The organism is Sphingopyxis sp. (genome assembly GCF_036675685.1).
In the GTDB taxonomy this organism is placed as follows: domain Bacteria; phylum Pseudomonadota; class Alphaproteobacteria; order Sphingomonadales; family Sphingomonadaceae; genus Sphingopyxis.
Genome location: NZ_JAKFEM010000034.1, coordinates 1 through 23,202, shown reverse-complemented (window position 1 = coordinate 23,202; position 23,202 = coordinate 1). Strand labels below are relative to the sequence as shown.

Annotated in this window: 23 protein-coding genes; 8 read left to right on the top strand and 15 right to left on the bottom strand. The window is 66.8% G+C overall.

Going from position 1 to position 23,202, the window contains the following annotated elements:
• Positions 1-99 precede the first annotated feature (99 nt).
• The 8 genes from V6M50_RS14265 (at position 100) to pal (ending at position 6,119) form a co-directional block, all read left to right on the top strand.
• Entirely contained in the window at positions 100-462 is a 363-nt protein-coding gene (locus tag V6M50_RS14265; RefSeq protein ID WP_332819233.1) for a GIY-YIG nuclease family protein, read from the top strand.
• Positions 440-1,510, top strand: coding sequence for a Holliday junction branch migration DNA helicase RuvB (gene ruvB / locus V6M50_RS14260; RefSeq protein ID WP_332819232.1), 1,071 nt, complete (start codon positions 440-442; stop codon positions 1,508-1,510). The genes V6M50_RS14265 and ruvB overlap by 23 nt, the downstream gene beginning before the upstream one ends.
• A gap of 101 nt (positions 1,511-1,611) precedes the next feature.
• Positions 1,612-2,091 carry a YbgC/FadM family acyl-CoA thioesterase gene (locus V6M50_RS14255; protein ID WP_332819231.1) on the top strand — a complete coding sequence of 160 codons (480 nt, stop codon included), beginning with the start codon at positions 1,612-1,614 and terminating at the stop codon, positions 2,089-2,091.
• Entirely contained in the window at positions 2,085-2,783 is a 699-nt protein-coding gene (gene tolQ / locus V6M50_RS14250; RefSeq protein WP_332819230.1) for a protein TolQ, read from the top strand. Before V6M50_RS14255 ends, tolQ begins: the two co-directional genes overlap by 7 nt.
• A complete protein-coding gene (gene tolR / locus V6M50_RS14245) occupies positions 2,783-3,301 on the top strand; it encodes a protein TolR (protein WP_332819229.1) in 519 nt (172 codons plus the stop codon). The genes tolQ and tolR overlap by 1 nt, the downstream gene beginning before the upstream one ends.
• Before the next feature lie 10 nt (positions 3,302-3,311).
• The gene (locus V6M50_RS14240; RefSeq protein WP_332819228.1) at positions 3,312-4,130 is read left to right on the top strand and encodes a hypothetical protein; all 819 of its coding nucleotides are present in this window, start codon (positions 3,312-3,314) and stop codon (positions 4,128-4,130) included.
• A 5-nt stretch (positions 4,131-4,135) separates the two neighbouring features.
• Positions 4,136-5,500, top strand: a complete 1,365-nt coding sequence (gene tolB / locus V6M50_RS14235; RefSeq protein WP_332819227.1) for a Tol-Pal system beta propeller repeat protein TolB — start codon at positions 4,136-4,138, stop codon at positions 5,498-5,500.
• 106 nt (positions 5,501-5,606) lie between these two features.
• Positions 5,607-6,119 carry a peptidoglycan-associated lipoprotein Pal gene (gene pal, locus V6M50_RS14230; protein ID WP_443030519.1) on the top strand — a complete coding sequence of 171 codons (513 nt, stop codon included), beginning with the start codon at positions 5,607-5,609 and terminating at the stop codon, positions 6,117-6,119.
• Here pal and V6M50_RS14225 read toward each other — a convergent pair.
• The 15 genes from V6M50_RS14225 to V6M50_RS14155 all read right to left on the bottom strand — a co-directional run bounded on the left by V6M50_RS14225 (position 6,106) and on the right by V6M50_RS14155 (position 22,818).
• A complete protein-coding gene (locus V6M50_RS14225) occupies positions 6,106-6,876 on the bottom strand; it encodes a prepilin peptidase (RefSeq protein WP_332819226.1) in 771 nt (256 codons plus the stop codon). The genes pal and V6M50_RS14225 overlap by 14 nt on opposite strands.
• A gap of 1 nt (position 6,877) precedes the next feature.
• Entirely contained in the window at positions 6,878-7,594 is a 717-nt protein-coding gene (gspN, locus tag V6M50_RS14220) for a type II secretion system protein N (RefSeq protein ID WP_332819225.1), read from the bottom strand.
• Positions 7,591-8,073 (bottom strand): type II secretion system protein GspM, encoded by a 483-nt coding sequence (gene gspM, locus V6M50_RS14215; RefSeq protein ID WP_332819224.1) that lies wholly within the window; start codon positions 8,071-8,073, stop codon positions 7,591-7,593. The genes gspN and gspM overlap by 4 nt, the downstream gene beginning before the upstream one ends.
• A complete protein-coding gene (gspL, locus tag V6M50_RS14210; protein ID WP_332819223.1) occupies positions 8,070-9,215 on the bottom strand; it encodes a type II secretion system protein GspL in 1,146 nt (381 codons plus the stop codon). Before gspL ends, gspM begins: the two co-directional genes overlap by 4 nt.
• A gap of 1 nt (position 9,216) precedes the next feature.
• Entirely contained in the window at positions 9,217-10,224 is a 1,008-nt protein-coding gene (gene gspK, locus V6M50_RS14205; protein ID WP_332819222.1) for a type II secretion system minor pseudopilin GspK, read from the bottom strand.
• Positions 10,221-10,895 (bottom strand): type II secretion system minor pseudopilin GspJ, encoded by a 675-nt coding sequence (gene gspJ / locus V6M50_RS14200; RefSeq protein WP_332819221.1) that lies wholly within the window; start codon positions 10,893-10,895, stop codon positions 10,221-10,223. Before gspJ ends, gspK begins: the two co-directional genes overlap by 4 nt.
• A 53-nt stretch (positions 10,896-10,948) precedes the next feature.
• Positions 10,949-11,437: a type II secretion system minor pseudopilin GspI gene (gspI, locus tag V6M50_RS14195; protein ID WP_332819220.1), complete on the bottom strand. Its 489-nt coding sequence runs from the start codon at positions 11,435-11,437 to the stop codon at positions 10,949-10,951.
• Complete coding sequence (locus V6M50_RS14190; RefSeq protein WP_332819219.1) at positions 11,427-11,876, bottom strand: GspH/FimT family pseudopilin; 450 nt, start codon at positions 11,874-11,876, stop codon at positions 11,427-11,429. The genes gspI and V6M50_RS14190 overlap by 11 nt, the downstream gene beginning before the upstream one ends.
• Positions 11,877-11,883: 7 nt before the next feature.
• Complete coding sequence (gspG, locus tag V6M50_RS14185) at positions 11,884-12,366, bottom strand: type II secretion system major pseudopilin GspG (protein ID WP_332819218.1); 483 nt, start codon at positions 12,364-12,366, stop codon at positions 11,884-11,886.
• 12 nt (positions 12,367-12,378) lie between these two features.
• Positions 12,379-13,596 (bottom strand): type II secretion system inner membrane protein GspF, encoded by a 1,218-nt coding sequence (gspF, locus tag V6M50_RS14180; RefSeq protein ID WP_332819217.1) that lies wholly within the window; start codon positions 13,594-13,596, stop codon positions 12,379-12,381.
• A complete protein-coding gene (locus V6M50_RS14175; RefSeq protein ID WP_332819216.1) occupies positions 13,589-15,085 on the bottom strand; it encodes a GspE/PulE family protein in 1,497 nt (498 codons plus the stop codon). The genes gspF and V6M50_RS14175 overlap by 8 nt, the downstream gene beginning before the upstream one ends.
• Complete coding sequence (gspD, locus tag V6M50_RS14170) at positions 15,082-17,292, bottom strand: type II secretion system secretin GspD (RefSeq protein WP_332819215.1); 2,211 nt, start codon at positions 17,290-17,292, stop codon at positions 15,082-15,084. The genes V6M50_RS14175 and gspD overlap by 4 nt, the downstream gene beginning before the upstream one ends.
• Positions 17,293-17,298: 6 nt before the next feature.
• Positions 17,299-18,183, bottom strand: coding sequence for a type II secretion system protein N (locus V6M50_RS14165; RefSeq protein ID WP_332819214.1), 885 nt, complete (start codon positions 18,181-18,183; stop codon positions 17,299-17,301).
• Between the two features lie 272 nt (positions 18,184-18,455).
• On the bottom strand, positions 18,456-21,161 hold the full coding sequence (locus V6M50_RS14160; protein WP_332819213.1) for a TonB-dependent receptor domain-containing protein: 2,706 nt from the start codon (positions 21,159-21,161) through the stop codon (positions 18,456-18,458).
• An 82-nt stretch (positions 21,162-21,243) separates the two neighbouring features.
• On the bottom strand, positions 21,244-22,818 hold the full coding sequence (locus V6M50_RS14155) for a hypothetical protein (RefSeq protein WP_332819212.1): 1,575 nt from the start codon (positions 22,816-22,818) through the stop codon (positions 21,244-21,246).
• Between the last annotated feature and the right edge of the window lie 384 nt (positions 22,819-23,202).

Below are 23,202 nucleotides of genomic sequence, written 5' to 3'. Positions count from 1 at the left end.
CGCCTGTCGCTGCGGCCAGCTTCGTATCGCCTACACTGGTGAGCATCTTGACTGAGGCTCCATCTCCAATCCTCGTCATGCTGAACTTGTTTCAGATCCATGGCCCTGAGCTTACGGTCCGGGCGCGACGTTTTTCAGCCTTGCATCTACGTCCTCGCGAAATACCGCAACGGTACACTTTACATCGGCGTCACCTCGAATCTCGTGCGACGCATATGGCAACATCGAAACGGCACGGCCGAGGGATTTGCAGCAAGATATCACACCTATCGCCTCGTCCATTTCGAGCTGTTCGGGACCATGGCCGACTCCATCGCGCGCGAGAAACAGCTCAAGCGCTGCCATCGCCCGTGGAAGATTAATTTGATCGAGAAGGACAATCCCGAATGGCGCGATCTTGCCTTCGAAATCGGTGCTGGGCCGATCGGCCGGACCATGGATGCTGAAACAAGTTCAGCATGACGAGATTTATAGGTATCGCGACACCGTGACCGACCTCACCACCCCGATCCGTACCCCCGAGGATGCCGACGCCGCGCTGCGTCCGAAAACGCTCGCCGAGTTCGTCGGGCAGGCGGCGGCGCGCGAGAATTTGCGGATTTTTATCGAGGCGGCGAAGGCGCGGTCGGATGCGCTCGACCATGTGCTCTTCTATGGCCCGCCGGGGCTCGGCAAGACGACGCTCGCACAGATCGTCGCGCGCGAACTCGGCGTCGGCTTCCGCTCGACCAGCGGCCCGGTGATCGCGAAGGCGGGCGACCTTGCCGCGCTGCTCACCAATCTCGAGGACGGCGACGTCCTCTTCATCGACGAGATCCACCGCCTGTCGCCTGCGGTCGAGGAAATCCTCTACCCCGCGATGGAGGACCGCGCGCTCGACATCATGATCGGCGAAGGGCCGTCGGCGCGCTCGGTGCGGATCGACCTGCCGAAATTCACCCTCGTCGGCGCGACGACCAGACAAGGTCTGCTCACGACGCCGCTGCGCGACCGCTTCGGTATCCCGGTGCGGCTGCATTTCTATACGCATGGCGAGCTCGAGCAGGTCATCACCCGCGCCGCCAGATTGCTCGCGCTCCCCATCGCGTCGGACGGGGCGCTGGAGATTGCGAAGCGGTCGCGCGGGACGCCGCGCATCGCCGGACGGCTGCTGCGCCGCGTGCGCGATTTCGCGACGGTTGCTGGCCACAAGATCGTCGATGCGAGGGCCGCCGATGCCGCGCTCAACCGGCTCGAGGTCGATGCGCTCGGGCTCGACGCGATGGACCGCCGTTACCTCACGATGATCGCCGATATTTACCGCGGCGGGCCGGTCGGGGTCGAGACGCTCGCGGCGGGATTGTCCGAACCGCGCGATACGATCGAGGATGTGATCGAACCCTATCTGCTGCAGGTCGGCCTGATCGCGCGCACCGCGCGCGGACGCATGCTCAATGCGAGCGCGTGGAAGCATCTCGGGCTCAATCCGCCCGCAGGATCGCAGGACGGACTTTTCGATCAAGGAAAATAGGCGGATTTCTGCCGCTTTCATTCCACCAACTGGCCCCGATCTGCGACGAACCGTTCAAGAGGGGTTTGCGACGAGTCGTTGCGCCGCTATCGGTCGAAGCAATGGTAAACGCCCCGCCCCCCTTCATCCCCGGCGCTTTCGTCGGGGCTGAGCATCATTATCGGGCGCGCGTCTATTTCGAGGACACCGACCTGTCGGGCATCGTCTATCACGCAAATTACCTGCGTTATATGGAGCGCGCGCGGTCGGACATGCTGCGCATCGCGGGCATCGATCAGCGCGCGGCGATGGAGGCCGGCGAAGGCAGCTGGGCGGTCACCGACCTCACCATAAAATACCGCAGCCCCGCGCGGCTCGACGACGACCTGCTCGTCGTCAGCACCGTCGAGGCGGTGCGCGGCGCGAGCGTGATTATCGCGCAGCGCATCCTTCGCGGAACTGACACGTTATCCGGCGAGAGTTTGACCGACGGGCGGGTGACCGCCGCCTTTCTGTCGCCCGAGGGCCGGCCGCGCCGCCAGCCCGCGGGCTGGGCCGACCGATTTACCGCCATCATGAATGGAGAGAATATCCCTTGCTAGACAATATCTCGCTGGCCGCCGACGCGGCGACCTTGTCCCCCGTCGCGCTGTTCCTGCAGGCCGATATCATCGTGAAGGCGGTGATGATCGGCCTGTTGCTCGCGTCGATCTATGTCTGGGCGGTGATTTTCACCCATGGCCGCAGCGTCAACAAGTTGATGAGCGCGTCCGATCGCTTCGAGCGCGATTTCTGGCGCGCCGATAATATCGACAAATTCTTCGACAAAAATGGCAGCGAGGAATTGCCGAGCGCGAAGGTGCTCGGCGCCGGCATCAGCGAATGGCGCCGCTCGACCAAGAGCAAGAATATCGACCGCGACGGGACGCGCGAGCGCCTCGGCATCGCGATGAACAGCGCGGTCGCGGGCGAAGTCGACCGGCTGGCCGAAAAAATTAGCACCCTGGCGACCATTGGTTCAGTCTCGCCCTTCGTCGGCCTGTTTGGGACCGTGTGGGGCATCATGCGCGCGTTCACCGAGATTGCCGCACAAAATAAGAGCAGCCTCGATGTCGTCGCCCCCGGTATCGCCGAAGCGCTGTTCGCGACCGCGATCGGCCTGTTCGCCGCGATCCCCGCGGTCATCGCGTACAACGCCTTTTCGCAGCGCTTGAACCGGCTCGAATCGCGGCTCGGTCGCTTCGCCGACGGGCTGCACGCGACCTTCAGCCGCGAGCTCGAGGTCGAAGCCTGATGGCGATGACCGGACCTTCGGGCGGCATCGGCGGACGGCGCGGCCGCGGCACCCGCCGCGCGCCGATGGCGGAGATCAACGTCACCCCGCTCGTCGACGTGATGCTGGTGCTGCTGATCATCTTCATGATCACCGCGCCCCTGCTCGCCTCCGCGGTGCCGATCGATCTGCCCGAAAGCCGCGCCAAGCCTGTCGAGACCGAGGATCAGGAGCCGGTGCAGCTGTCGATCAATGCCGACGACACGCTCTATATCGGCGAAGAGGTGGTGCCCGAGGCCGAGCTTCCCGCGCGGCTCGATGCGATCGCGCGCGAGAATGACGGCCAGGACAAGCCGCGCCAGATCATGCTGCGCGCCGACAAGGGGCTCGATTACGGCCGCGTGATGCGCGTGATGGGCGAACTCAACCGCGCCGGCCTGACGCGCATTTCGCTGGTGACGACGGGTTCGGAGGGCGCAGCCGACAGCGAACCGGCGGCCGAAGCCGCGGTCACCGACGGTTCAGAAACGGGGCAATAGGCTGATCATCATGGCCGAAACACGGGCAGTGAGGGGGAATGAAGGACGCGGCGTCGCCATCGCGGTGGCGGCGCATGTCGTCATCATCGGCCTGCTCTCGGTCCAGTGGACCGCGGGCGACCGGCGTTTCGACAACCCGCCGATGGAAGTCGACCTGATCGCCGAAAGCGCGGTGCAATCGACCGCGCCGGTGATCAGCGAAACGCCCCCCGCCGCGCGGCTGGGCGAAGAAGATATGACCGACATCGCGGCGCCCGAGCCGGTGCCGACGCCGCCATTGCCCGAACCGATCGTGCGCCCAACACCCGCCCCGACGCCCAAGCAAGTCGCGCGTCCCAAGGTCGAACCCGCGAAAAAACAGCCGCCCGCGGTAAAAAAGGCGCAGCCCAAGGCCGCGCCAAAGACGCCGACCAAAAAAACGGGCGCGCAGCCGAGTGGCCGCCCAACCGGTAACCTCGACGATATTGGCCGCGAGCTGACCAAATCGCCGAGCAAGGGCGCACCGGCGTCGAAAACCGCCGCCGAGGTCCGCCGTTCGATCGATGTCAGCATCAAGTCGGCGGTCGCGCCGCGCTGGAATGGCTGCCGCATTTCGGGCGTCGATGTCGATCAGCTCAAGACCGTGGTGAAGTTCCGGCTGACCCAGTCGGGCGCGCTCGCGGGTTTCACCAGCGTCACGACGTCGGGCGAAAACGACAGCAACAAGTTCCAGGTCCAGCGGCACCAGGAGTGCGCGAAACGCGCTGTCGAACTCGCCGCCCCCTTCGATCTGCCCGAAGAAAATTACAGCTTCTGGCAGAATTACACGCTCGATTTCATCAAGAGGTAAGAGAAATGTTCCTCCGTCCGATCAGCCTCTCGCTCGCCCTGCTGCTCACCGCGGCGCCGGTCTTCGCGCAAACTCCGATCCAACCACCAGTCGTCACGCAAACCGAACCGCGCGAGACGATCGAGGGCACGCTGTCGCAGGACCGCACCGTCATCGCGATTCCTTCGCTGGCAACCGCATCGGTGCAATCCGTAGCGGGCCTCCGCACCGACAGCCTCGGCCGCCAGATCGCCGAAGTCATCGCCGCCGACCTTGAGCGCAGCGGCCTGTACGAGCCCATCGGCCCCAGCGGCATTCGCGCGATCACCCGCGCCGAGGTTCAGGCGCCGCGTTTTGCCGATTGGCAGGCGCGGGGCGCCGAAAATGTCGTCCATGGCTTTGTCGACGCCGGCTCGAACGGCAGTCTGGTGGTGGGATGCTATCTCTATGACACCGCGCTCGGCAGCGAGCTTGTCCGCAAGGGGTTCGAAATCCAGCCCGCCGACTGGCGCCGCGCCGCGCATAAATGCGCCGACGCCATCTATTCGCGCCTGTCGGGCGAGTCGCCCTTCTTCGACAGCCGCGTCGCCTACATCGCCGAGAGCGGCCCCAAGGGGAACCGCATCAAGCGCCTCGCGATCATGGATTCGGACGGCGGCAACCACCGCTTCATCACCAACGGCCAGGCGCTCGCGCTGAGCCCGCGTTTCTCGCCCGATTACAAGAAAATCGTCTATGTCAGCTATTTGAACAACCGCGTCCGCGTCTTCATCTACGACGTGGCGAACGGCTCGCAGAAACTGGTGACCGAAAGCAGCAACGCGACCTTCGCGCCGCGCTGGTCGCCCGACGGCAGCCAGATTCTCTATTCGATGGCGGTCGGCGGCAACACTGACATCTATCGCATCTCGGCGAACGGCGGCACCCCGGTGCGGCTGACCAGCACGCCGGGCATCGATGTCGGCGGCAGCTTTTCCCCCGACGGCAGGAAGATCGTGTTCGAAAGCGACCGGTCGGGCGCCCAGCAAATCTATACGATGAACATCGACGGGTCCGACCAGCGCCGGATCAGCTTTGGCGGCGGCCGCGCCGCCACCCCCGAATGGTCGCCGCGCGGCGACCTGATCGCCTTCACCCGCATGGGCGGCGGCGAGTTCCGTATCGGGGTGATGACGCCCTCGGGCGGCGGCACGCGGATGCTGACCAACAGCTGGCAGGACGAGGCGCCGACCTGGTCGCCGAACGGCCGCGTCATCCAGTTCTTCCGCACCACCGCGGGACGCGAAGGCAAATCGAGCCTGTGGCAAGTCGACCTGACCGGCGTGAACCTGCGCCGCCTGCCGACCCCGCAGGACGGATCGGACCCCAGCTGGGGCCCGGTTCTGCCCTGAGGAAACCGGAACCAAAATGCCCCATTTGGGTTCCAATAGCGCGTCCTGAATGGGTATATTCGCCCGCTCGAACAAAATTCCCAACAACAACAAGAGGACAGAAGACATGACGATACGGAAAAGCACCGCGATGATCGCGGCGATCACCATGCTTGCTGTTGGCGCCTGCGCGAAAAAGGCTCCTGACACGCTCCCCCCCGCTCCCGAAGGCACCGGAACCGACACCGGCGCCGGAACCGGCACCGGCGTCGTCCCCGGATCGCAGGAAGATTTCGTCGCCAACGTGTCGGGCGATCGCATCTTCTTTGGTTTCGACCAGTATAATGTCGACGCCGAAGACCAGGCGACGCTGCAGAGCCAGTCGCAGTGGCTGCAGCGCAACCCCGCGGTGCGCGTCACGCTCGAAGGCCATGCCGACGAACGCGGCACGCGCGATTACAACATCGCGCTCGGCGAACGCCGCGCCAATGCCGCGAAAAACTATCTCGCGTCGCTCGGCGTCGACCCGTCGCGGATCAACGTCATCAGCTATGGCAAGGAACGTCCCGCCGCGATGGGATCGAACGAGGAAGCCTGGGCGCAGAACCGCCGCGCGGTGACCGTCGTTATCGGCCGGTAAGAAGCGGCCAGAACGGCACCGCGGCGAAAGCGGCGGTGCAGGCAAAAACACCGAAGGGGACCCGCCGCTGGGCAAGCGGCTGGTCCCCTTTGCTGTGGGTGCCAAGCGCCCACAGCAGCCCGCCAAGGCTCGCGAGCAGCAGCACCAGCGGCAGCGCCTGCCAGCCGAGCCAGGCACCGATCGCGGCGACAAGCTTGGGATCGCCGCCGCCCATGCCGTCGCCGCCCCGCGCGCGACGATAGGCCCAGGCGACCAGCGCGAGCAGCAATCCCCCCGCAAGCGCCCCGATCCAGCGGTCGAGCAGCGTGGCGCCGAGCATCGGACCGGCAAGCAGCAGGCCGGCGATGGCGAGCAGGGCATTGAGACGGTCGGGGAGCCAGAAGTGGCGGGCATCGAGCAGCGCCAGCGGCAGCAGGAGCCAGCCGAACAGCGCCCAGAGCCACCCGGCGGTTTCGGGCAGGAGCGCGAGCGCGATGCCGCCGATCAGCGCGGCGCCCAGCTCGACGCGGCTGTGAAAAGGGTCGATCCGCGCGCCGCAGCGGCGACAGCGGCCGCGCGACCATAAAGCCGACAACAACGGTATGAGATCGGGAGGGCCGAGCGGCCGCCGACAGCCATCGCATTCGGAGCGCCCGAGCACGGAGCGTCCTTCGGGCCAGCGTAGTACCAGCGTCGCAATGAAGCTGCCGAGGACCAGCCCGATCAGCGCGGCAAGAGCGACGCCCATGCCAAAGGGCAAGGCATCGAGGATGGGCATTTCAGAAGCGGCCCGAGGTCGCCAGCACGAACCCGCCGGTCCCGGCCTTGAAACCCAGCGCCGCGAGCGCCGCCGCCATCGCTGGGTCGCGGTCGACATTGATCGCGAAGTTCGCGCGATAGGCGCCGCTGCCGTCGAACGACAGCGTCAGCCGCTCCATACCCGACTGGCTGGCCAGCGCCGCCTGCGCGCGCCCCTTCACGCACGCGAGCGGACCCGCAAGGCCGCGCGACAGGTCGAGGCCCGCGATCGGCGCGGTGACCGCGAGCTGGATCCGCCCGGCTGCCTCGGCGCATTTTCCAGCACCATCGAAACGCACGGTGGCACCTTCGAACCGGATCGTGTCGACGGGGATCATGCCGAGCCCGCCCGACATCATGGTCGTACCGCTGACATCGGCGACGCCGCGCGGATTGCTGCCGTAGAGACGGCCGGCCAGCGCGCCGAGCCGCTCGTCGGCACGCGAAAAAGCGAGTTCAACGCCCCCGCCGAGCAGCGCGAGCGGCGACAGGCTGGCGCGCACCGTGCCGAGCGGCAACGCCCCGAGCCGTGCCTCGACGAGCTCGCCCGACCAGACCGACCCGCGAATCTCGCGCGCGGTGACGCCCGCGTCGGTCGCGCCCGACCAGGCGAGCGCGAGCCGCATCGGGAAGGTCGCAATGACGAGGATCAGCGCGAACAGCAGCGCCGCGATACCCCAACGTCGCCGTGCGCTCATTGGCCGCCCTTCCTGAGTTCGGCGGTAACGCCCACGGTGCCGTCGGCGGCCGGCGTGATCGTCAACTGATCGACGACGAAGCCCTGCCCTTCGAGCGAAGCGAGCCAGTCAGTCAGCACCGTCGCGCGCGCGGTGGCGATGGCGATCGTCGCCTGCCCCTGCCCCCGCGCCTCGTTGCGGTCGAGCGTCAGCCCGATCTCGCCCGCCGATTGCGCGAGATATTGGTCGATCGCGACCGCATCGACCGTCGCAGCGACCGACCTCGCCGGACGCTGCGCGAGCAATTGCACCTTTGCCGCCACCCGGCCTTCGCGCTCGATCGCGGCGCGATGCTGGCTTTCGAGATCAATGAACGCCGCGACGGCCGGACGGCCGAGACCCCACAGGATGACGCCCAGCGCCAGCCCGCCGGCTATACCGACGAGCCAGCGTTCGCGTAACGACAGGGCTAGCCACCAGTTTTGCAATCTCTCGGTCATGGCACCGCCCGGATCGTGATATTCGCCATTTGCTGGCCATCGCTGCCCGCCATCGGCTGGGCGGTGATGCGATAGCCGCGCGCCTGCAGCGCGAGCAGCACCTTGTTGATGTCCTCGACGCGCGGCGCGGCGAGCGTCGTCGTCAGCGTCCCGTCGGTGCGGTGCGACAGCGTCTTGAGCGACACGCCGGGCACATCGCCCATCGCATCGTAAAGCGCCGACGCCGGGACCGAGAAAGCCAGCGGCCCGCCGCCCGCCGCCGCAAGGCGGCGGTCGAGTTCGGCTTCGGCCGCCGCGGCATCGGTCGCGGTCACCCCGGCCTTTTTTGCCATCGCGACGACGGCATCATCGGCACGGGCACTGTCGGACGTCAGCCGCAGCGCATAGACGATCGGGATCAACAGGCTGACGACAACAAGCGCAATGGCGAGGCGCTTCGCCAGCCGCAGCATCGCGGGATCGACCGACCAGCTGCGCTTGGGTTTCCATCCCCCGCTGAGCAGGTCGAGCGGCGGGACGGAAAGCGTCAGCAGCAACGCCTCGCGCATCCGGTCGGCATCGAGCGGCGCGATTGTGCGGCCACCCGCGATCAGCGGATCGAGCTCGGGGTCGGAGACATAGGCATGATCGGCGGCGCGGACGATCTGCTCGCCCCCTACATCGGCCTTCCACAGCGTATCGGGTTCGGGCGGCGGCACCGCGGCGGCGGCGGGAACGATCGCCACAGGCGCAAGGTCGCGGGCTTTCAGCCAATCGGTCCACGCGGTCATCGCAGCGTGCGTCGTCACCGCGACGGGAACCGCCTGCCCCGTCTCCGCCGGTTGCCCCGCGACGATATGAAGCAATGCCGCATCGCCCAGGCTGGCCTTCAGCGTGTCGATGCGCGCCGCAGCGGCGGCCTGCGCCGGAGCGGCGTCGGGATAATGAAGCCAGCGCAGCGGCACGTCGGCGGCAGGCGCCACCGCAATCAGCCGATCGTCGGGACCGTCATCCCGCGGCTTTTCCCATGCGTCGACCCAGCCATCGTCCTGCCCCGAATCGACGATCACGCCATCGTCGACACGCAGCCACGCGGGCGGGGGCGCATTCTCATCGCCAAGCACCGCCACGGGGGGCAGCCAGAGAACCAGCGTGCGCGGCATCTCAGTCGGTCTCGCCCCAGTCGCGGCGGACGATCGAGGGCGACGCCATGCCGGCGGATGGTGCCCCGCCATTGGCGTCGATGAGCGAAACTGCCGTCAAAAACCCGTCCCCCATCGTCACATTCGTCGTCAGCGTCAGCCAGCGGCTGGTCACCCCCGCCTGCTCGGCGACGTCGGTCGGCGGATCGAACCGTTCGAGCGGACCTGCCTCCCAGAATCGTACGCTGCTGCCATAGCCGCCAGCGGGCCGCGCCGCTAGCGCCGCCCGCGCATCGGCGATGCCGATTTCGCCGGGCAACAGCATCGCCACCAGTGGCGCCTGTCCGGGTGCCAGCGTGTTGACGTTGAGCCGCACGGGCTCGGCGACCGGCAACACACAAATCCAGGGCTTGAGGCGCGCGTAGATTTTTGGGCTGACGCCGCGCACGGCGCGCAATTCGCTAATATCGGCCATCTTGCGGTTCGCGGGCAGATAGGCGCCAGGCATCGACCGATAGGCATTGTCTTCCGCTCCCAGCGGGCCCTCATTGCTGTCGCTATCGATCCAGTCGGCCGCCGCGCCGGCAATCGCCTGCGCCTGCCCCGGATCGATCCCGAGCAAGGTCATCAGTTCACCGAACTGACGCATCGAGCCCGACCGCTGGCTGAACCGCCCCGGCACGGTTTCGGCAACGAGGCTGTTGAGGTTGAAGCAATTGTTCGCGTCGGCAAGCTTTGCCCGCCCCTCGCCCCCGGGCAGCGGCAGGACAAAATCGCGCCCCAGCCAATCACCCGCCAGCGTCAGCTTGGCGGGATCGCGCCCGACAAGGTCGGCGACGCGCCGCAGCGCAATCTGTTCGGCGGCGAAGGCGTAAGCGCGGCCCTGATCGACCGTCGCCGCACTCCCCGCGATGCGGGTCGCGAGCGTCAGCCGGTCGAGCGCGGTCGCCGCGATCACCGCCATCACCGCGACCAGGAGCAATACGGTGAGCAGCGCCGCGCCGCGTTCATCCTTTGCGCCGGGGGTCATGGTGCTGGCACCCCTGCAACGGGCGGCGGCGGCGGCAAGGTCGGCGCGGTGAGGAACAGCATCGTCAGCGCCTCGCGTCCCGTGCGTGTCATTCGCACCTCGACCGCGCGCGGCAGGCGGTCGCCGGGTTCGGACGTCCAGCTCTCGCCCCAATTGCCCCTCTCGTCGCGATAACGCACCGCGACGCCGGCAACCTCGCCGATCAGCCGGTCGCCCGCACCGAGTGCGGTGCCGTCGAGCATCGGCTGCGTCGCGCGCCGCCACTCGCGCCCAACAAGGGCATAGGCGACGCGTTCGACATTCGGGCGCGGGCTGCCGTCGAGCGAACCCGCGCCGCCGTGGACGAACGCAAAGCCGTTCGAGGATCCGACGAACGCTGGCACCGCCTCGCCCGCTGACCCGCGCGTCGGGCGCTGGACCGCTTGGGCCAGATCGTTCGCCATCACGGCGCGAAGGCGGTTGATACCGCCCATTGCCTTCAGCCGTTCCTGCACCGCGTCCTGCGTATCGACGCTGCTGCGCAGCAAGCCGACACCCATCGCCGCGATCACGGCAAAGATCGAAAGCGCGACGAGCATTTCGACGAGGGTGAAGCCGCGCTCGCGGTTAGAAAGATGTTCCCCGGCGAAAGCCGGGGCCCAGAGTGTATCAAACCAACGTCGCGCACGCACGCGCAGGACCCCGGTTTTCGCCGGGGAACACTTCAGGATGAAAGATAGCCGCCTCATCGCGACGGCCGGATGATCGTCAGCGCCGCCTGCCCGCGCCCGGCTTCGGGGCGGACGATCAGGTCGATACGCAGCAGCGCGTCGTCGGCGGTTTTCGCGACACGCTGTTCGATGCGCCAGTTCCGCCCGGCATTGGCGACGCCAACGGCGCTGTTGCCGATCGTCGGCGGCGCCGGATCGGTCCATAATTCGACCGCGCGGTTCTGCGCGACGATCCCCGCCATCGTGCTTTCGTCGAGGTCGCCGGCGGTACGCACCGCATAGGCATCGAGGCGCACAAGCGCCAGCGCGGCGATGCTAATCACGCTGAGCGCCACCAGCATTTCGAGCAGGGTGAAACCGCGATCATCGGCACTTGATCGCGCCCCGGCGAAAGGCGTTCGGAGGCACGTGACTCCGAACGCGGCCCAGAGCGGTACGGTGCTGCGTTTGACACCATGGACCCCGGCTTTCGCCGGGGAACGGGTTTGTCGCTCACGGACCACGGCTGACCTCCCCCGTCGCCGAGACGCGCACGACCTCGCGCGCGTCGCCGCCGACAAGCACCACCGCCTGCGGCGTCGGACTGGTGCCGACACGATCGAACAGCACACGCACCGCGCCCTGCCCGTCACCGGCAACGAAGCGCACGTCCGAAGGCCAGTTGCGTTGTTCAAACGCACGGCCGGGCAGCGGCTGCCATTCGCCCGAAATCCGCCGTTCGAACCCATAGCCCGAGGGTGCGAAGTTGACCGAAACGCTGCGCCCCTCGATCACCGCGACATCGCGCGCGGCGGCGAGGCGCGCGGCGAGGCGGTCGGCCTCGCTGCGCACGGTGCGTTCCTCGCCGGGAATGGTCAGCACGACGGCCGTCGCGGCGAGCGCCATGATCGCGAGCACGACCATCAGTTCGACAAGGGTAAAGCCGCCTTGCCCGCGACGCACGCGCGTCTCAGCTTTCGCTGCGAATATCCGCATTGTCGTCGGTCCCGCCGGGGGCACCGTCGGCACCGAGCGACCAGACGTCGAACGCCTTCCCGTTCGGCCCCGGCGCCTGATAATTATAGGGGCGGCCCCACGGATCGGCGGGCAGCTTCTTGATATAGCCGCCGCGGCGATAGCGTTCGGGCTGTGCCAGTGCGGGCGGCGGCGAGCTGAGGGCGTTGAGTCCGTCGGTCGATGCCGGATAGGTCAGATTGTCGAGACGATATTGTTCAAGCGCGGTTTCGAGCGTCGCGATATCGGCCCTCGCCTTGGTCACCATCGCGCGGTCCTGGCTGGGCAGAACGTTGATCATCACCACGGTGGCGAGCAGCCCGATGATGAAGATCACGACCATCAATTCGGTCAGCGTGAAGCCGCGTTCGCCCTTCTTGCGGCGCCGGTGAACCGGCGGACGCGCGGGGTCGAGCATCAGGCGAATGAAAAGCTGCATCAGGGACATCTATTATAGACCTGCAAGGTTCTGCAACTGAAGGATCGGAAGCAGGATGGCGAGGATGATAAGGGCAACGCATGACCCCATAACGACAATTATGACAGGCTCGAGTAACGCCATCGACGCCGCCGTGAAGCGGTCGAACTCGCGCTCGAGATAGTCGGCGGCGCGCTCCAGCATCTGCTCGAGCCGCCCCGCGCTTTCGCCGCTGGCGGTCATGTAAACGAGCAGCGGCGGAAAGACCCCGGCGTCGCGCAGCGCCGCCGACAGGCTGCCGCCCGCGCGCACCTGGTCGACGATCGTCGCGGTCGCGCCCGCGAGCGCGGCGTTGCGGATCGTCGGGAGGGTCAAGCGGAGCCCGTCGACGAGCGGCAGGCGGCTCGACACCATCGTCGACAGCGTGCGCGCGAACCGTGCCGCGTAAAGATCGCGGAGCAGGCGGCCGAAGAGCGGCAGGCGGAGCAGGCGCGCATCGACACGCGCCTTGAACGCCGGGCGGCGCATCGCGGTCATCCATCCGAAGCTCGCCGCGGCGATCAGCAGCGCGATCAGCCACCACCAGTTGGCAGCGAAGCTGGAGATCGCGATCACCGCGCGGGTCAGGAAGGGCAGTTGCTGGCCGACGTCGGTGAATTGTTCGACGACGCGCGGAACGACGAAGATCATCAGCGCCGCAACGACACCGATCGCGACGATCGCAAGTACGATCGGGTAAGCGAGCGCCGCAATCAGCTTGCCGCGCACCTCGGCCTGGCGTTCGAGCAGGTCGGCGAGGCGCGCGAGGATGGTCGTCAGGCTGCCCGTCGTTTCGCCCGCCGCGACCATCGCGCGATAGAGCGGCGGGAAACTTCCCGGCTGGCGCGCCATCGCGTCGGCAAGCCGGCGCCCTTCGAGCAGCCCGGCGTGGACGTCGCCGATGACATTCCGCGCGCTTTCGGCCTCGCTCTGGCGCGTGAGCGTGCGCAGCGCCTCTTCGAGCGGCGCGACTTCGGCCAGCGTCGCGAGCTGGCGGGTAAAGAGCGCCAGTTCCTTGCTGTTCAAACGGGCGCGGCGGAACGCCAAGAGTGAGCGCCCCGACGAAGGACGCGTTCCCGCGGCTTCGACCGCGACAATATGGAACTTCCGCCGCACCAGGTCGGCGCGCGCCGCATCGTCGTTGGCGGCGGTCAGCCGTCCCTTGCGCTCGCGGCCCTGGGGATCGATCGCCACATAGCGATAATCAGGCATCGACATCCTCGCGCCGCGCGATGCGGATCGCCTCTTCGGCGGTCGTCAGCCCCTTCGCCACCATCGTCCGCGCCGCCGAAGCGAGCGTCGGCGATTTCAGAAAGGCGTGGCGCGTGATCATCGCCTCGTCGCCGCCATTATAGATGTAGCGGCGCACGGTCTCGTCGACCTTGATCGCCTCGAACACCCCGATGCGGCCCTTGTAGCCGCTGCCGCTACAATGCTCGCAGCCCTTCGGGCGCCAGATGACCGTCCCGATGTCGAGCCCGAGCATCGCGGCGACGCCGTTGTCGGCCTGCACCGGTTCGCGGCAATGGTCGCAGAGCTTGCGGACGAGCCGCTGCGCGATGACGGCACGGAGGGTCGAGGCGAGCAGGAAGGGTTCGACCTTCAAATCTTTCAGGCGCGTGATCGCTCCCACCGCGTCGTTGGTGTGCACCGTCGAGAGCACGAGATGCCCCGTCAGCGACGCCTGTACCGCGATGTCGGCGGTTTCGCGGTCGCGGATTTCGCCGACCATCACGACGTCGGGATCCTGGCGCAGGATCGCGCGAAGGCCCGCGGCGAAATCGAGCCCGACCTTGCTGTTCACCTGCGTCTGGCCGACGCCATCGACGGCATATTCGACCGGATCCTCGACGGTCAGGATATTGCGCTGGCCGTCGTTGAGTTGCTTCAGCGCCGCATAAAGCGTCGTCGTCTTGCCCGACCCGGTCGGGCCGGTGACGAGGATGATGCCGTTGGGTTCGGCGAGCGCCTCGCGCAAAATCTGGTCGGCGGCGCCCGTCAGGCCGAGGACGTCGAAGTCGATCCCCGCCGCATCCTTGTCGAGGATACGCATCACGACGCGCTCGCCGGCGCGGCTGGGAAGCGTCGAGACGCGGACGTCGACCGCTTTCCCCGCGAGCGTCAGCCCGATGCGGCCGTCCTGCGGCACGCGGCGTTCGGCGATGTCGAGGCGCGCCATCACCTTGATGCGGCTGACGACGACGGGCGCGACATGCGGCGGCATGCGCAGATGCTCGCGGAGCACGCCGTCGGTCCGCATCCGCACGACGAGCCCGCTTTCATAGGGCTCGATATGGATGTCGCTGACCCCCTGCCGCACCGCTTCGGCGATGATCGCGTTGATCAGGCGGATCGCGGGGGCATCGTCGGCGCTGTCGAGCAGGTCCTCGGCGCTCGGCAGGCTGAAGTCGATGTCGCTGCCGTCGAGCGAGCCCGCCATCGCGGCGGCCGAGCTGTCGACGGCATAATGGTCCGACAGCAGCCGGTCGAAATCGGCGACGCTCGCGGTCACGACGCGCAGCGGCTGCGAAAGATAGCGCTTCACCTCGATCAGCACCGCGGGGTCGGCGCCCTCGCGCAAGGTCGCGAGCCACGCACCGCCCTCACCCTGTGCGATCACGACGCCATGCGCGCGCGCAAAGCCATAGGGAATATCGACCGGCGCCGGGGGCGGCGCAGCGGTCGGTTCGCCGTCGCTCACGGCAAGTCTCCCTCGGGCGGTGGGGCCGGCGCGTTCAACACCGACGGCGGCACGTCGGTCGGCGCGACCGTGCCGTCGGCGCCGCGCAGCGCGGGGAGGTTCACCGGCCCGACGGTCACATCGGCGGCGGTGGGCGGCGTCGGGACAGGCGGAACGGCGCCCAGATAATCGCGCACCAGCGTGTCGATCGCGGGCTCGACGTCGGGATTCCGCTGAAGCTGGAAGTCGCGGATATAGCCGTAGCGGCGCGCGGTGAGCGCGGCGTTATCCTCACGGTTACGGAGGATCGTCGGGCGAATGAAGACCATGAGGTTGGTTTTCGACCGCGTGCGGCTGCGCGACTTGAACAGCTCACCGAGCAGCGGAATATCGCTGAGCAGCGGGATGCGCTCGATCGTCCGGCGTTCGTCGTCGTTGAGCAGGCCGCCGATCGCAAGGATTTCGCCGTCGTCGACGGTCAGCACCGTTTCGAACGAGCGCTTGTTCAAAATGAGGTCGCTGTTGCGCGACGAGACGGGGCCCGCAACGCTCGACACTTCCTGGCGCAGGAACATCTTCACTTCGCCCGCGCCATTGACCTGCGGGGTCACTTCGAGCTTGATCCCGACCTCTTCGCGCTGGACGGTGCGGAAGGCGTTTTCGAAATTGTCGCCCAGCTTTTCCCCGGTTGTGATCGGAACGTCCTGCCCGACCAGGAATTTCGCCGCCTGATTGTCGAGCGTGACGATATGCGGGGTCGCGAGCAGGTTCGATGTCGTATCCGACTTCACCGCGTTGATGATCGCGCCGAAGATCGTGTTCTTGCCGATGTCGCCCGCGAAACCGGCGAAACCGCCGGTCGCCGCGAGCAACGATGCCGCGGCCGCTTCCTGCAGGCTGTTGCCGAGCGCGCTCGACGTCTGGGTGACGACGGTGGTGCCGTCGACCGTGGTCGTTTCCTGCTGCAGCTGGGTCGAGGCATAGGCCCCGCCGAGCGTCAATATGTTCGGCGACGCATTGCTGTAACTCGTTGCGACGAAAGGGATATTCTTGCCGCCGAGCAGGAACTGGACGCCGAGCCGCTTTGCCGCATCGTCGCCGATCTCGACGACGATCGCCTCGACCAGCACCTGTTGCCGGCGGCTGTCGAGCTGGCGGATCAGTTCGCCGAGCATGCGCTGGACTTCGCTATTGGCGGCGACGATGATCGCGTTGGCGCCTTCGTAGCGCGTGACGATGGCGGGACCGCGGGTCGAAATGCTGCCGCTCCCGCCGCCGCCCGTCGAAACCGCTGTGGTGGCCGCGGGCGCAGACGCCGATGCGCCATTGCCGCCCGACGACGACGACGCCGAAGCGGGCGGCAGTCCCGCCTTCTGCGCGGGATCGCTGCCCCCGCCGATCAGCTGCTGTATCGTCGGCAGCAGCGTTTCGGCATTCGCATGCTCGAGCCAATAAACGCGCAATTCGGTGCCGCCCGCCGCCTTCGCGTCGAGATCGTTCGCCATCTGGACGAAGCGCGCGACGAGCGCCTGGTCGCCGCGCAGGGCAATCGCGTTGCTGCTGTCGATCGGCACGATCGCGACGGGCGCCCGCGCACCTTCCCCCGCCGCCGGGACGAGCGCTTGCAAGGCGGCGGCGATTTCGCGCGCGCCGGCATTTTTCAGGGTCACGATCTGGCTGGTCGAGCTGTCGCGGTCGATGCTCGACGCAAGCGCGCGGATGCGGCGGATATTGTCGGCAAAATCGGCGACGACCAGGCTGTTGGCGTTACGGTTCGCGGTCAGCGATCCTTGCGGGCTGACCAGCGGGCGCAGCGTTTCGACCGCCGCGACCGCGTCGATGTGGCGCAGGCGGATGATTTCGGTGACGAACTGGTTCTGCGCCGCGCGGTCGCTGCCGATCCGGCCGGGCTGCGACGCCGCGCCGTCGATCGGCTGGACGCGATAGCTGCCGTTCGGGCCGGGCACCGCGACAAGGCCGTTCGAGCGCAAGGTCGAAAGGAAAATCTCGAAATATTCGCTACGCGACAGCGGGCGGTCGGTGACCACCGACACCTTGCCGTTGACGCGGCCGTCGATGACGAAAGTGCGGCCGGTGATCCGCGCCGCATCCTGGATGAAGGCACGAATATCGGCGTCGCGGACGTTGAGCGTATATTGCGCAGATACCACGGTCGGCGTGGCCGAAATCAGCGCCGCGGCAAGCATCAGGGAGAGTTTCAGGCGCATAAACCTCTAAGACTTTGACAGGAAGATGGCGACGGGAACGACGCTGGCGCCGCGTTCGACTTCGAGCGACAGGCGGGCGCCCGGCGCAATCTGGTTGGCCAGCCCGGCGGCATCGCTCGCCGAACCGATCGGACGGCCGTTGACCGAGCGGATGACATCGCCCGGACGGAGTCCCGCGGCACGGAATGTCGCGCCGTCGCCCTGCGGCTGGACCACAAGCCCCGTGACGCGGCCGTTTTCGGTGCGCGGCGCAAAGCCGACACCGGCCTTCAGCGTCGCCGACGACATCTCGCCGCTGGCGTTGCTGCTGGCCGCAGCGGGCGATCCAATTTCGGGCGTGGGAGCCGGCAGCGGGGTCGCCGGGTTCGCGGGCGCCGCGTCGCCGCTCTGGTCGAGGAACAGGCTTTCGCGCGCACCGCCGCGGTCGAGCAGCACATGATCGAACGCGACCCCGACCAGCTTCACGCCGGGTGCGATCTCGTCGCCGACGGCATAGCTGTTCTGTATCCCGTCCTCGCCGGCGATGATCGCCGAGCCGCCGCCGGTCGCTTCGTTGATGTTGATACCAAAGAGCGTGAGGCCGAGCGCGGTGACGGTCGCCGATGCCGGGCCCTGTGCGTTGCTGCGGAAAAAGGGATCGAAACTGGTGAAGAGCGCGCGCCGTTCGGCGGGCGACGCAATGACCGCCGCCTGCGGCTGCCACGCGCCGAGCGGCGACAGCGGGGTGAGGATGGTCCACAGCAGGCGAACGAGCTGCCAGACGAGCAGCGCGCCGAGCAGGCCGACGAGCAGCTGCGGTGCGATCTCGCGCGGCGAGCGCTTGGCCGTCCGCAACCAGGCGGGCAAACCGCGCGGCAGCCGAACGGCCGATCCGGACATCAGCGTCGCCATGAAATTGTCCCTGTCCCCCCGAGGCTGAAGTTGCCGTCGCGAATCGCCTAGGGGCGATTGGTGACAATCAGTTGACCGGAAGATTACAGTTTTTTGACGGTCGGGCGAGTCCGCTGAGACCGCCCGAAGCGATCCTCCCTGTCGCGAAGCGATGGGGAGGTGGCAGCGCCGGAGGGACTGACGGAGGGGTCTTTGGCGCTGCTGGCCCCTCCGCCACTCGCCTCGCGAGCGGTCCCCCTCCCCATGCCTTCGGCACGGGGAGGATATAGACGTCAAAACTTCAGCGACGCGCTGAGCGAGAAGGTGCGGCCGAGCTTGTACCGGTTGAGGAAGATGCGGTTATCCCCGGACGTCTGCACTTCCTCGTAATTGCGGCCGGTCAGGTTGCGCGCCTCGAACTTCAGCTCGATTTCCTTGTCCAGCAGCGTGACGCCCTGCCGCGCGACGAAATCGACCGAGATGCCGGGCTTTTCGCGAATGTCGGGCTGGCCCGACGGACCGCGGCTGGTGACGCGCGGGCTGGCATAGGTGATGAGCAAGGTCTGCTGCGACAGCCTGTCCTGATCCTCGAGCCCGATCTGGAAATTGACCAGATGGTCCGACTGGCCGGTCAGCGGCGAACCGTCGAAGAAGAAGTTGCGCGCATCCTGCACCACGCCATTGATCACCGTGGTGTCGCCCGCGCCGACCTGAATTTCCGACTTGGTGAAGGTGTAGTTGCCGATCAGCACCAGGCGGCGGCTCGCCCAGAAGGCCGATTCCGACAGCGTGTCGAGCGCGAAATATTTCTGAACCTCGATCTCGCCACCGTAAAGCAACGCCTTGGGCGCATTGGCGAAGCTGGTGTTGGCGATCGAATCGGTGCTGAGCGAGGTATAGGCCTCGATCGGGTTCTCGATCTTCTTGAAGAAACCCGCCGCGGTCAGACGCTGGTCCTTGGCGAAATACCACTCATAGCGAAGTTCGGCGTTCCACAGCTCGCTGTCGGTCAGCGACGGGTTGCCGCGGAACTGACGGTTCGATTCGGGATCCTGATAGATTTGCGCGATAAGTTCGCGGAACTGCGGCCGGGCGATCGTATTCGATGCGTTGAGGCGCAGCTGCATATCGGGCGCCACTTCCCAGGTCAGCGTAACGGCGGGCAGCCAATAGTCATTCTTGAGATTGGTTGCGGTGATCGCGCTTCCGCCCGTGCCGAACAGGTCGATCGGCACGACGGTCTGCTTGCCATCCTCATAGCGCACGCCGACATTGACGTTCATGCCCGGCACGATCTCGGCCTGAAGCTGCGCATATCCGGCGTGGGTGGTCAGCCCGGCGTCGAAGGCGGCGGTGCCGTCCTGCGCCGACGTTTCGACCAGCGTGATATTATAGAGCTGGATCGACGCGTCGGAGAGCAGATAGTCGGGGCGCAGCTGCGTCACCGGCACCGGCAGACCCGAAGCGCGGAACTGGAAGGCGCGGCGCACCGCCGTGCGGGTCGTGTCCGTATAGGCGTAACCCACCGTCGCGGTAATCTGCGGGGCAAGCTCGTACGACAGGTCGACGCCGCCCGACCACAAATCCTCGTTCAGATCCGAGAAGGCGATCGTCGCGTCGCCGCGGTTGCCGCCCAGGTCGTTGACGAACTTGTTGCCGGTGGGATCCTGCGCGACGGGCAGGTTGGTGCGGACATAGGTGAAGCCGCGCTCATAGGGCGCCTCGCGCTGCGAGTTGGCATAGGCGCCGCGCAGATCGACCTTCAGCTCGTCGAAGTGGAATTCGCCGACGAACTGCGTGTTGATCAGCTGCCGCTCGTACCAGGCGGTGTCCTGCTTCATGATGTCGCGGCCGACCTGGTTCGCATCGGTGCCGAGCCCGAGGCGCGCCTGCTTCAGCGTGTCGCGGATAAAAAGATTGGTCCAGCGCAGCTTGTGCTCGCCGATTTCGAGGCCGAGACCCAGCAGGGCGTTCACGACGATCCGATTGTCGGTGATGACGCGGTTGTAGCTTGTCTGTGGATCGCCCGACAGATCCTGGTTGAGCGACGTCTGTTGCAACGTGTCGCGCGTGCGCCACTTGTTGCTGATGCCCGCCGTTGCGATGATGCCCAGCTCGCCGTCGGCGATGGGGATCGTCGTGCCGCCGGTGATGCCCGCCGACCAGTTGACCGGGATGTGGTTGTTCTGTTGCAGCAGCGTCGTATCGCTGTTGAGAAGTTCCATCTGGATCAGTTCCAGATCGTCCTGGGAGAAATCAGCACCTTCAAGGATCGGCTTGCCGCTGGCGAACGCGGCCTTCAAAAGCGACGGAACGTTGCGGCTGCCGTCGTCGAAGCCCGTCCCGTCGGTGTCGCTGCCATAATAGGTATAGCCAAGCTCGTTCGTCGTCTCGCTGTCCCAGCCGATCCCGCCGCTGAAGGTCAGGAAGGGTTCGCGCGGGGTCGACTTGGTGGTGAGGTTGATCACGCCGCCGCCGAATTCGCCGGGGAAGTTCACCGAATAGCTTTTCTGGACGAGCGTCGAATCGATGACGTTCGAGGGGAAGATGTCGAGCGGGACGACGCGCTTCAGCGGTTCGGGGCTCGGCAGCGGCGAGCCGTTGAGCAAGGCGAGCGAATAACGGTCGCCGAGGCCGCGGACATAGACGAAGCCGCCGCCGACGACCGAAAGGCCGGTGACGCGCTGGAGCGAACCCGAAATATCGCCCTCGCCGGTGCGCGCGATGTCCGCCGACGACAGCACCGACACCACTTCGGGCGTCGCGCGGACGATGTTGGGGGTATAGCGGCCGGTGACGACGATTTCCTGTTCGGCGCCGCCGGGGATCGAAACATCGCCTTCCTCGTCCGCCGGCGCCGCTTCTTCGGCAGGCGTTTCTTCGGCAGGCGCCGGCGCGTCGGCGGCGGGTTCGCTAGCGGCGTCCTGCGCGAGCGCCGCGGGCGCAACGAGGGCCGAGCTGAGGAGGAGCAGGCTGGCGAAAATCGGCCGCTTGGTCATGTGGAATGTCCCCAAGAAAATGTAGGAAGGGAGCGGGCCAGCCCGTCAGGCGTGCCCGCTCCCCAAATTGGATCGCGAGCGATCAGGTCGTCGGGATGGCGCTGCAGGCGCGGCTCGACGTACCGAAGTTTGCGGTCGTCGAGTTACAGGTCCAGCCCTGATACCAGGTGTCATTGGCGTCGCGGACGGCGCCGACATAAGCGGTGGTGTCGAAGAAGGCGTTCAGCGTCTTCGCATCGAACGGCGCGAAGGCCGTCTCGGTCGCGCCGTTGACGAACAGGTTCGTCAGCGACGGCGTATAGGCGGTGCGGTTGTTCGTGCCGCCATCGAAGATCGCCTGCACCTGCGCATCGGTCACGCCGTTCGTGCCGCGGAACGGTGAAGCGTTGCACTGCATCGACACCGAACGGAACACCGGCGGGCCCTGCTCATCAGCCGCCGCGCCCGCGGCCTGCACCGTCGTCGCGCTGTTGAAGCCGAGGCAGCGGAAGCCCGGCGCCACGATCAGGCCGTTGGCGAAGGTATAGTCGGCACCGCCGCGCACCAGGATCGACACGCCGTTGCCCGCCGCGTTGTTGCGATGGATGTAGGTGAAGTTCGAGATCGCGACGCGCTGACGCGGCGACGCGTCTTCGTTGCCGTTCGAGTCGATTTCCATCATCGAGTCGCCGACCGCGCCGCCTTCGCGCTGCACGCCGATGACGTACTGGATGTTACCCTGGTAACCGACGTCGGTGTCGAGACCGTCGTCTTCGGCGCCGGTGATGACCAGATGCTTCATGTTGACGCGGCCGCCGAACACTTCGATGCCGTCGTCCGAGCTGTTGTGGATCTGGATATGGTCGAGCTGGGTGCCCGAACCGACGCCCGACGGCGTCAGGCCCTGAAGCTCGCTCGCCGCCGACAGGATAAAGCCCGAATAGCGGATCTGGACATAGGACAGGCGGCCCGAGTTATCGGCCGGCTGCGCGCCGCCATAGAGCGCGTTCGACGTGCCTTCGGTGTCGCGTTCGCAGGCCGCGGTGCCCGGCGTCGCGCCCGGCGCAAGGCAATCGGTGATCGGCGCGCGGCCAAGCAGGACGACACCGCCCCACAGCTGCGAGGTCTGGTCGCCCGCCGAACCGACGACGTTGCCGCGGCCGGTGAAGATGATCGGCTGGGTCGGGGTGCCGACCGCGTCGATGCGGTTGCCGCGGTTGACCGCGAGGAAGGAGACCCCCGTCGCACCGAACACGGTGACGCCGGGGTCGATCGTCAGCGTGACGACATTGTTGGTGCTCGCCGCGCCCTGGTCGGTGCCGACATCGACGCGGCCGGGAATCGAATAGATGACGCCGGGAACCTTCGGGATCGCCGTCGTCGCGGTGAAGCGCGTCGGGAAGCCGCAGTTGCGCCATTCGCCGCCGGGGCCCGAAATGGTGCCGAGGTTCGCGAGCTGGTCGGGGCCCGCGATGGTCGGGCAGTTCGCGGCCGGGGTGACGGTGGTCGGCGTGGGCGTCGGAGTCGGGGTCGGCGTGGGGGTCGGCGTCGGCGTCGGCGCGGGAATGACGATCACGCCTTCACCCGGCGAAGCGACACCATCGGCGCCGCAGGCCGCGAGGATAGAACAGGCCACGCCGCTGAGCATGACCAAACGAACGCGTGCGAAAGCCGCCATGAAAATCTCCGTTCCCGGTACGCGCCCGCAGGCGCCCCTGATGAAAAACATGCCGCGAACGAGAAGAGATGCGCTGACTCGCCCCCGGTGACGCCGCCACTAGGGTGATTCGATGACGGTCTGACGCCAGAGCCGTGACATTTGAGTGACTCTTTTGAGTCGGTTCGATGACATGGCCGGAGGTGGGCGGCAGCGACGCTCGGCATCGCCTGCTCGCACCTGCAAAAATAAATGCGGCGAAGCTCGCTTGCATCGACCGATAAGCTTTGCTAGGCGCCCGCTCCTACCTGGTGCCGGACCCGTCCGGACCATCATGATGTGCGGTCGTGGCGGAACTGGTAGACGCGCAACGTTGAGGTCGTTGTGGCCGAAAGGCCGTGGAAG